The following is a 9,916-nucleotide window of genomic DNA, read 5'->3' on the forward strand; positions in this document are numbered from 1 at the left end:
TCTACACCTACACCACCACCCCCTGAATAACCTTACTTTACTGGCCGAATACTATTTCTACCTGTTTGCCCATTCACCCAAGTACGGCAAGGAGTCCGGGAGAGCCCTCAAGGCCCTTCTGGCAGACGGTGTGACGACAGGTGATGGGGCATGCAAGATGAACCTGGAGCGGCTCCGGAACGAGGAGGACCCTCGGCTGAATCTGCTCGAGGCGGTGGCTCAGACACTTGCTGACGGCGATACGTCCCGGCTCGATGCCTTCGAGGAGTGGCGAGACCTGTAGGCCGCCGCTACCGGCCCAGCCGGACCCGCAGCCGCGAGCGCGTCACGCCCGGGACACGCATGTGTCTTTGGTCCCGTATTTGCTCGCATGAGACGCCCTTCACCTTCTAGGATGTCTGGTGAACACCGCCGTTCCTCCCCCGGGGTCCCGCTGAGGCTCCCAGTGTCGGAACGGGAGACTGACGAGCTCCGAGGAGACCCGACGTGCCCACGCAGGACCAGATCAGCCCAGGCTTCGGTGCCAATGAGTGGATGGTGGAGGAGATGCGGGCCGCCTGGTCGGCGGATCCCTCTTCCGTGAGTCCCCAGTGGCGCGAGCTCTTCGAGACCGATCCGAGTGCTGGTCTGCACCAACCGGGCTCTACCTCTTCCAACGACTCTGCGTCGTCGGCCTTCGGTGGGCCGCGCCGGGCCACCATCACGCCCCAGTCCGCTTCCACCCTGCGCCGTCCCTCAGCCGTCCAGGACGTCACGCGCTCCGACCTGCCGCCGGCCCCGCCGTCGGACACCGCACCCCCGACCTCCCCCTACGCCCAGCGCCAGGCCACCCACCCCGCTCACGACCAGGACGGCGACGCCTACGAGGACCGCACTACCAGGCTCAAGGGGGCGGCGGCCCGCACCGCCAAGAACATGGACGACTCCCTGTCCATGCCCACGGCCACCTCAGCCCGGGCCGTGCCCGCCAAGGTCCTCATTGAGAACCGGGCCGTCATCAACAGCCACCTGGCCCGCACCCGCGGCGGCAAGGTCTCCTTCACCCACCTCATCGGCTGGGCGGTGGTCGAGTCCCTGACCGAGATGCCCTCGATGAACGTCTCCTACGGGGTTGACGAGGCCGGTAAGCCGGTCCTGCACGAGCCCGCCCACGTGGCCTTCGGCCTGGCCATTGACGTGCCCGGCGCTGACGGGCAGCGCCGCCTGCTGGTGCCCTCCATCAAGCAGGCCGATCTTATGAACCTGTCCCAGTTCGTGGAGGCCTACGAGGCCCTCGTGGCCAAGGCTCGCGAGAACAAGCTGGACCTTGACGACTTCCGCGGCACCACCGTGACGCTGACCAACCCCGGCATGATCGGCACCCTGCACTCGGTACCGCGTCTCATGCCCGGCCAGGGGCTCATCGTGGGGGTCGGCGCCATGGACTACCCGGCCGCCTTCGCCGGCGCCAGCCCCGACACCCTGGCCCGCCACGGCATCGGCAAGGTCGTCACCCTGACCTCCACCTACGACCACCGCGTCATCCAGGGCGCCGCCTCCGGCGAGTTCCTGCGCCTGGTGGAGCGCAAGCTCCTGGGACTGGATGGCTTCTGGAACCGGGCCTTCGAGTCCCTGCGCATCCCCCTCGAGCCGGTCGTGTGGATGCGTGACACCACCTACGACCCCGAGCTGGAGACCGGCAAGCCGGCGCGCGTGGCCGAGCTCATCCACGCCTACCGTCAGCGCGGCCACCTGGCCGCCGACAACGACCCGCTCACCTACCGCCTGCGCCGCCACCCCGACCTGGACATCACCTCCTACGGGCTGAGCCTGTGGGACCTGGACCGCTCCTTCCCCACCCGGGGGCTGGGCGGGCGCGATCGGGCCACCCTGCGCGAGATCCTCAAGATGCTGCGCGACGCCTACTGCCGCACCGTGGGCGTGGAGTACATGCACATCCAGGACCCGGCCCAGCGCGCCTGGTGGCAGGAGCGCCTCGAGCGCGACTGGGAGGACATCGGTGACGAGGAGCGCCGTCGGATCCTCACCAAGCTGGAGCAGGCCGAGGCCTTCGAGACCTTCCTGCAGACCAAGTACGTGGGCCAGAAGCGCTTCAGCCTCGAGGGCGGGGAGTCCCTCATCGTGGCCCTGGACCGCCTGCTCGACGCCGCCGCCCACGACGGCCTCGACGAGGTCGTCATCGGCATGGCCCACCGCGGCCGCCTCAACGTGCTCACCAACATCGCCGGCAAGTCCTACGGGCAGGTCTTCGACGAGTTCGAGGGCAACGGCGTCATCGAGGGCGCCGGCACCGGGGACGTCAAGTACCACCTGGGCACCGTGGGCGTCTTCTCCGGGACCGACGGCGTCTCCACCCGCGTCTCCCTGGCCGCCAACCCCTCCCACCTGGAGACGGTCGACGGCGTCGTCGAGGGCATCGTGCGCGCCAAGCAGGACCGCATCGGCCTGGGCGAGAAGGGCTACACGGTCATGCCGGTCCTCGTCCACGGCGACGCCGCCTTCGCCGGCCAGGGCGTGGTCTACGAGACCCTCAACATGAGCCAGCTGCCCGCCTACCGCACCGGCGGCACCGTCCACATCATCGTCAACAATCAGATCGGCTTCACCACCGGCTCGGCCTCGGCCCGTTCCACCATCTACGCCACCGACCTGGCCAAGGGCCTGCAGGTGCCGATCTTCCACGTCAACGCCGACGACCCCGAGACGGTGGCCCGCACTGCCCGCCACGCCTACGAGTACCGACGCACCTTCCACAAGGACGTCATCATCGACCTCATCTGCTACCGGCGCCGCGGCCACAACGAGGGCGACGACCCCTCGATGACCCAGCCGCTCATGTACCGGCTCATCGACTCCCTGGACTCCACGCGCGGGGTCTACACCGCCGCTCTCGTGGGGCGCGGCGACATCACCCCGCAGGAGGCCGGCGAGATCGCCAAGAGCTACCAGGACGAGCTGGAGCGGGTCTTCACCGAGGCCCGCGTCCAGGTCACCGGGGGCACGGGCTCCGACGGCGCCGGGGAGGCAGCTGACACCTTCACGCAGGACCTGTCGGACCCCACGAAGGTGGGCGTGCCCCTGTCCTCCTTGGAGATCCCCTACTCCCAGCGGGCGGGCACCGGCATGATGCTGGGCTGGACCTCGGCCGTGCCGCGCGACGTCGTCGAGCGCATCGGCGACGCCCAGGTCGCCTGGCCCGAGTCCTTCACCGTCCACCCCAAGCTCCAGGCCATGCTCTCCAAGCGCCGCGAGGCCACGCGCGAGGGCGGCATCGACTGGGGGCTCGGAGAGCTCATCGCCCTGGGGAGCCTGCTCATGGAGGGCGTGCCGATCCGCCTGGCCGGCGAGGACGCCCGCCGCGCCACCTTCGCCCAGCGTCACGCCGTCCTGCACGACCACGCCTCCGGGCAGGAGTGGACGCCCCTGAGCTTCCTGACCCCGGACCAGGCGCCCCTGGAGATCTACGACTCCCTGCTCAGCGAGTACGCCGCCCTGGCCTTCGAGTACGGCTACTCGGTGGAGCGCCCCGAGGGGCTGACCATGTGGGAGGCCCAGTTCGGCGACTTCGCCAACGGCGCCCAGTCCGTCATCGACGAGTACGTCACCTCCGCCGCCCAGAAGTGGGGGCAGCGCTCCGGCCTGGTCATGCTGCTCCCCCACGGCCAGGAGGGGCAGGGACCCGACCACTCCTCGGCCCGCATCGAGCGCTACCTGCAGATGTGCGCCCAGGACAACATGCTGGTGGTCCAGCCCTCCACGCCCGCCAGCTACTTCCACCTGCTGCGCGAACACACCTACACCCGCCCGCGCCGCCCGCTCATCGTCTTCACCCCCAAGCAGCTGCTGCGTCTGAAGGCCGCCTGCTCGCCGGTGGAGGGCTTCACCTCCGGCACCTTCAAGCCGGTCATCGGGGAGACCGACGACGCCGTCCTGGCCGCAGCGCGCAAGCAAGGCGTGGACCGGGTGCTGCTGTGCTCGGGGCGTGTCTACTACGACCTGCTGGCCCACCGGACCAAGACCGGGGACACGAGCACGGCCATCGTCCGCCTCGAGCAGCTCTATCCGCTTCAGACCCAGGACATCGCCGAGGCGCTGGCCCCCTTCAGTGGGGCCGAGCTCGTGTGGGTGCAGGACGAGCCCGCCAACCAGGGCATGTGGCCCTACCTGGCGCTCCACCTGCCGACCGACCTGACCGGTGGTGTCCTACCGACGCTGGTCTCCCGGCCTGAGGCCGCCGCCCCGGCGGTGGGCACCGCCGGCGTCCACCGCGCCCAGCAGGAGGAGATCCTCCGTCAGGCCTTCGCCCGCCACTGAGAACGGGCTGATCGTTTCCGACTCATTGCAGGCCAAAGCCTCCGAAATGCCGTCAACCTCCACCGTTACAACCCAAGGTCACGATAATGTCAAGACAGCATGAGGAATCATGAGGCATGAGGAGGCGCTGCCATGCGTGAGACGAGGCTGAGCTTCATTGGCGACGAGCTGGTGGCCGGTCATGGTGACGGGCGCGCCCTGGGATGGACGGGCCGGGTCATGGCCCGCACGCCCCGGGACGCCGACATCCTGTGGACCTCGCTGGCGGTTCCCGGTGAGACGACGGCGCAGATGTCCGACCGCTGGGGCCCCGAGGTGGCCCGGCGCTCCACGCACACCGGCATCAACCGGCTCGTCGTGGGGCTGGGCGTGGCCGACGTGCTCGCCGGCATCTCCTACGCCCGCTCACGCCTGGCCCTGGCCAACATCCTCGACACTGCCGCCTCCGACCACCGCGAATGCTTCGTGGTCGGGCCCCCTCCCCTGCCCGAGGCCGACCCCGACGCCACCGCCCAGCTCTCCCAGGCCGCCGAGGAGGTGTGCCTGAGGCGCAACGTGCCCTACGTGGACGCCTTCGAGCCGCTGCGCAACCACGAGCAGTGGACGGCCGACGTCGCCGCCGCCGGCGGCACGCACCCGGGCCAAGCCGGATACGGTCTGCTGGCCTGGCTGGTGCTGCACCGCGGCTGGTACGAGTGGCTCGGCGTCGAGCGCCCCGAGTCCTGAGGCCCCAGCGCCCCGTTCACGTCACGTCGGCCGGTCACCGTGAGTAGTGACCGGCCGACGGCTGTATGTCTCAGGGCGTTGCGCTCAGTGCGCTACCCGGCTCAGGCGTTGGGACGCTTGCCGTGGTTGGCGCTGGACTTGGCGCGTGCACGACGCTTACGACCGCGCTTGCTCATCACTGCCTCCTCGTGTCTTGACTCGCCCCACGAGGGGGCACGGAACGCCGCTGATTCTCGCACACGGCGGCGCGCCTGGGCCAGTCTCGTGCCGCCGACCAACCGGTGAAGGCGACCACACGTCAGCGCACGTCACTGCCGGCGGGGCCCGGCCGCGTCCTCAGTCGCGTTCGAAGCGGACGGTCCGGGAGGACTCGACCCGGGACTCCACGACGCGCACGACCCGCCCGGAGGCGGAGGACTGGGTCCGGGTCGTGGTCGACGTCGTCGTCACGCTCACCGCGGTGGCGCGCAGGGCCGACAGGCGCCCCAGGACGCGGGCGCGCAGCTCGGGAGGGGCCTGCTCGGCGCACCGCGAGCGCAGGATCTCCCGCAGGTGGGTCTCGGCGTCGGCGAGGCGGGAGCAGTGCGAGCAGGTGGCCACGTGCTGGGCGAGGCGCTCGGCCAGGTCGGCGGTGCACTCGCGGTCGAGGAAGGCCTCCAGGTGGGCGCGGGCCTCAGCGCAGGAGCAGTCCTGGGAGTCGTCTGCCGTCTTGGGGCTCTTGACCGGCTCGGCGCTCTTGTCGCCGTTGGTACCCGGTTCCATGTGGTCTGTCATTTCTCCTCCTCCCCGTATCCGTACTCTCGGGCGTAGTCGGCCAGCAGCTCGCGCAGCTGGCGGCGCCCTCGGTGCAGCCGGGACATGACGGTCCCGATGGGCGTGTCCATGATCTCGGCGATCTCCTTGTAGGAGAAGCCCTCCACGTCCGCCAGGTAGACGGCCAGGCGCCGGTCCTCGGTGAGCTGTCCCAGGGCGTCCTTGATGTCGGAGTCCGGCAGGGCGTCCAGGGCGAGGTTCTCCGCGCTGGGCAGCCCCACCGAGTCGTGGGAGGCGGCCCGGTGCAGCTGCCAGTCCTCGACCGCCTCCGCGTCGGACTGGAGCGGCTCGCGCTGCTTCTTGCGGTAGGAGTTGATGAAGGTGTTGGTCAGGATCCGGTAGAGCCAGGCCTTGAGGTTGGTGCCGGGCCGGTACTGGTGGAAGGAGCCGAAGGCCTTGGCGTAGGCGTCCTGCACAAGGTCCTCGGCGTCAGCCCGGTTACGGGTCATGCGCAGGGCGGCGCCGTAGAGCTGGTCCAGGTAGGGCAGGGCCTCGGCCTCGAAGCGGGCGGCCCGGGCGGCCTCGTCCTCACCGGCCGGCGCCCGGTCCAGATCGCGTACGTCATCGCCCGGATCGATCACCTCATCCAGGGCGAGCTCATCTGTGTGGTCGTCGATGTCCGTCATCAGCCACGAGCCTAACGTGCTCCTGGGGTCCTGGGCCTCACCGACGCCACGAGCCTCGGCCATTGTCTCGGTCATCATCTCGGTCATCCTGGCCGGCCGTCCCGACGGGACACGGTGCCTGCGGCGCCGGTCCTGCCGGCCGGGCCGCTCACGGCGGCCTCGTGGCCCGCTCGGTGGTGCGCCCCGCCGGCGGGTGGTCCGTCTCGATGGCGGCGCGGTCGGCTGCTGAGTACTCATGTCCTGACCAACGCGATAGCGGCCAGGATTCATTCCCCGTCCGCGCCCAGCGAGGCACGCGCCACGTTCGAGCGGCGATATCGCTGGCCCGAGCCGCCCGTGTAGGTCAGGATGGGGGCATGAACATTCTGCGCTCCTTCGTCCGCCCCATGCTCGCTGCGCCCTTCATCGTCGATGGACTCGACGCCATGGTGCGCCCGTCGCGCCACGTGGAGAAGTTCGAGAAGGTCGCCCCCACGCTGGAGCAGGCCGGCCTGCCGCCGGTGCTGGCCTCTGACGCCCGGCTGCTCACCCGTGCCTCGGGCGCCGTGAGCCTCGTGGCCGGGCTGGGGCTGGCCGCCGGCCGGGCGCCCCGCACGAACGCCACCATCCTGGCCGCCCTCAACGTGCCCCTCACCGTGGTCAACAACCCCGTCTGGGCGGTCAAGGGGACGCAGGCCCGCAAGGAGGCCCTCTCCGGGATGCTGCGCGGGGCCGCCCTGGGAGCCGGGCTCGCGCTGGCCGCCGTCGACCGTCAGGGCAGGCCGTCCCTGGCCTGGCAGGTGCGCAACGCCCGCCAGCAGCGCGAGGCGATGCAGGCCGCCCAGCAGGCCGCCCAGCGGCGCTACGTGACCGCCTGAGTCATCCTCGCCGGCCCCATCGGACCCCGTTGGTTCCAGGCCCGGATCCGACGTCGGCCCATCGCCGTCACCTCCCGGAGCGCCCCGGCACCTGTCACCTGGGCGACACAGGCGGCGGCTACGCTCGCCCCGGTCCACTTCCGACCGGTCGCGGCGCCCTGAGGCGCCCGCACCACCGACCACCAAGCGCAGACACGTCATCGACACGCTAGGGAGCACTCATGACCGTCCAGTCCGCCCAGCCGGCTCAGGCAAGCCAGTCGCCCCAGTCGGAGCAGGCTGCACAGCCCGACATCATCTACACCTGGACCGATGAGGCCCCGATGCTGGCGACCCACTCCTTCCTGCCGATCGTGCGCGGCTTCGCCCAGCGGGCGGGCGTGAGCGTGGGCACCGCGGACATCTCGCTGGGGGGACGCATCCTGGCAGCCTTCTCCCTGGCCGACGACGACCTGGCCCGCCTGGGTGAGCTCACCCAGTCCCCAGCGGCCACGATCATCAAGCTGCCCAACATCTCCGCCTCCCTGCCCCAGCTCAAGGCCGCCATCGCCGAGCTCCAGGCCCTGGGCCACGAGATCCCCGACTACCCCGACTCCCCCGCCACGCCCGCCGAGCGGGAGGCACGCGCCGCCTACGACGCCGTCAAGGGCAGCGCCGTCAACCCCGTCCTGCGCGAGGGCAACTCGGACCGGCGCGCCCCGGCGGCCGTCAAGGCCTACGCCCGCTCCCACCCGCACTCGATGGGGGCCTGGTCGCCCCAGTCGCGCACCCGCGTGGCCACGATGGGATCGGGCGACTTCCGGCGCAATGAGCGCAGCGTCGTCGTGCCCGAGGCCGGCACCCTGCAGATCCGGTTGCGCCCGGCCGACGGCGGCAAGCCGATCGTCCTGCGGGAGTCGCTGCCGGTGACCGCCGGGGAGGTCGTGGACGCCACCTTCATGAGTGCCGCCGCCCTGGATGAGTTCCTCGCCCGGCAGGTGGCCGCCGCCAAGAACGAGGACCTGCTGCTGTCGGTGCACCTGAAGGCCACGATGATGAAGGTCTCCGACCCGATCATCTTCGGTCACGCGGTGCGCGCCGCCCTGCCGGGCGTCTTCTCCACCTATGGGCGGGTCCTGGCCGAGGCGGGCCTGCGGGCCGAGGACGGGCTGGCCTCGATCCTGGCGGGCCTGGACTCGCTGCCCCAGGGCGAGGAGATCCGCGCCGCCATCGAGGCCGAGCTGGCCGCCGGGCCGCGCCTGTCCATGGTGGACTCCGAGCGCGGCGTCACGAACCTGCACGTGCCCAGTGACGTCATCATCGACGCCTCCATGCCCGCCATGATCCGGGCCGGCGGGCACCTGTGGGGGCCGGACGGCCAGACCGCGGACACCCTCGCCGTCATCCCGGACTCCTCCTACGCCGGGGTCTACCAGGCCGTCATCGATGACTGCCGCACCCACGGCGCCCTGGACCCGGCCACCATGGGATCGGTGCCCAATGTGGGCCTCATGGCCCGCAAGGCCGAGGAGTACGGCAGCCACGACAAGACCTTCCTCATCCCGGCCGACGGCACCGTCGAGGTCGTCGCGGTCGAGGGGGCGGGGGCCGAGCCCGGTGCGGTGCTGCTGTCCCACGAGGTGGCCGCCGGCGACATCTGGCGGGCCTGCACCACCCAGGACGCCCCCATCCGCGACTGGGTGCACCTGGCGGTCACGCGGGCCCGAGCCACCGGCGCCCCGGCCGTCTTCTGGCTGGACCCCGAGCGCGGGCACGACGCCGTCCTCATCGACCTGGTGAACCGTTACCTGGCAGATGAGGACACCGAGGGCCTGGACATTCGCGTCCTGGACCCGGTGGCGGCCACGCGCCTGTCCCTGGAGCGCGCCCGCCGCGGCGAGGACACGATCTCGGTGACCGGCAACGTGCTGCGCGACTACAACACGGACCTCTTCCCCATCCTCGAGCTGGGCACGAGCGCCAAGATGCTCTCGGTGGTGCCGCTGATGAACGGCGGCGGCCTCTATGAGACCGGCGCCGGGGGCTCGGCCCCCAAGCACGTGCGCCAGCTGCTTGAGGAGGACTACCTGCGCTGGGACTCCCTGGGCGAGTTCCTGGCCCTGGCGGAGGCCTTCCACCACGTGGCCCAGGTCAGCGGCAACGAGCGCGCCGAGGTCCTGGCCGACGCCCTGGAGGCCGCCACGGCCCGGCTGCTGGAGGAGAACCGCTCCCCGGCACGCCGCCTGGGGCAGATCGACAACCGCGGCTCGCACGCCTGGCTGGCCCTGTACTGGGCCCGCGAGCTGGCCGCGCAGGAGACCAGTCCCGAGCTCGCCGCCGTCTTCTCCCCGATCGCCCAGCAGCTCGAGGCCTTCAATGACACGATTCAGGCCGAGCTGCTGGCCGTCCAGGGCTCCCCGGTGGACATCGGCGGCTACTACCGTCCCGATGCGGCCCTGACCGACGCCGTCATGCGTCCGTCAACCACCCTCAACGCGGTCATCGAGGCGCTGCAATAAAACGTGGCGAGCTCAGCGAGGACACTCAATCCCCCCTCGAAGAACATCAGGAGACTTATTCACAGAGCTGGCCGACGCCAGC

The 9,916-nt window shown here is 70.7% G+C and carries 8 protein-coding genes; 5 read left to right on the top strand and 3 right to left on the bottom strand.

Annotated elements, in window-relative coordinates:
• From HMPREF2883_RS14955 to HMPREF2883_RS00115, 3 genes are all read left to right on the top strand, one after another.
• The coding region (locus HMPREF2883_RS14955; protein WP_176747101.1) for a hypothetical protein at positions 1-283 on the top strand (283 nt) is incomplete at its 5' end.
• Positions 284-486: 203 nt separating this feature from the next.
• A complete protein-coding gene (locus tag HMPREF2883_RS00110) occupies positions 487-4,314 on the top strand; it encodes a multifunctional oxoglutarate decarboxylase/oxoglutarate dehydrogenase thiamine pyrophosphate-binding subunit/dihydrolipoyllysine-residue succinyltransferase subunit (RefSeq protein ID WP_070658071.1) in 3,828 nt (1,275 codons plus the stop codon).
• 132 nt (positions 4,315-4,446) lie between these two features.
• On the top strand, positions 4,447-5,040 hold the full coding sequence (locus tag HMPREF2883_RS00115; RefSeq protein WP_003785741.1) for a GDSL-type esterase/lipase family protein: 594 nt from the start codon (positions 4,447-4,449) through the stop codon (positions 5,038-5,040).
• A gap of 101 nt (positions 5,041-5,141) precedes the next feature.
• Here the strand turns inward: HMPREF2883_RS00115 and HMPREF2883_RS15795 are convergent, their stop codons facing one another.
• The 3 genes from HMPREF2883_RS15795 to HMPREF2883_RS00125 all read right to left on the bottom strand — a co-directional run bounded on the left by HMPREF2883_RS15795 (position 5,142) and on the right by HMPREF2883_RS00125 (position 6,479).
• Positions 5,142-5,216 carry a 50S ribosomal protein bL37 gene (locus HMPREF2883_RS15795; RefSeq protein ID WP_370538935.1) on the bottom strand — a complete coding sequence of 25 codons (75 nt, stop codon included), beginning with the start codon at positions 5,214-5,216 and terminating at the stop codon, positions 5,142-5,144.
• A 160-nt stretch (positions 5,217-5,376) separates the two neighbouring features.
• Entirely contained in the window at positions 5,377-5,814 is a 438-nt protein-coding gene (gene rsrA, locus HMPREF2883_RS00120; protein ID WP_070658072.1) for a mycothiol system anti-sigma-R factor, read from the bottom strand.
• The gene (locus tag HMPREF2883_RS00125) at positions 5,811-6,479 is read right to left on the bottom strand and encodes a sigma-70 family RNA polymerase sigma factor (protein ID WP_070658076.1); all 669 of its coding nucleotides are present in this window, start codon (positions 6,477-6,479) and stop codon (positions 5,811-5,813) included. The genes rsrA and HMPREF2883_RS00125 overlap by 4 nt, the downstream gene beginning before the upstream one ends.
• Positions 6,480-6,835: 356 nt before the next feature.
• Between HMPREF2883_RS00125 and HMPREF2883_RS00130 the strand changes: the two genes are divergently transcribed.
• Together HMPREF2883_RS00130 and HMPREF2883_RS00135 are read left to right on the top strand one after the other, a co-directional pair.
• Positions 6,836-7,336 (top strand): DoxX family membrane protein, encoded by a 501-nt coding sequence (locus HMPREF2883_RS00130; protein ID WP_070658073.1) that lies wholly within the window; start codon positions 6,836-6,838, stop codon positions 7,334-7,336.
• A 221-nt stretch (positions 7,337-7,557) separates the two neighbouring features.
• On the top strand, positions 7,558-9,834 hold the full coding sequence (locus tag HMPREF2883_RS00135; protein ID WP_070658074.1) for an NADP-dependent isocitrate dehydrogenase: 2,277 nt from the start codon (positions 7,558-7,560) through the stop codon (positions 9,832-9,834).
• The last annotated feature ends 82 nt before the right edge of the window (positions 9,835-9,916 follow it).

It is taken from the genome of Actinomyces sp. HMSC075C01, assembly GCF_001812965.1.
Classification (GTDB): domain Bacteria; phylum Actinomycetota; class Actinomycetes; order Actinomycetales; family Actinomycetaceae; genus Actinomyces; species Actinomyces acetigenes.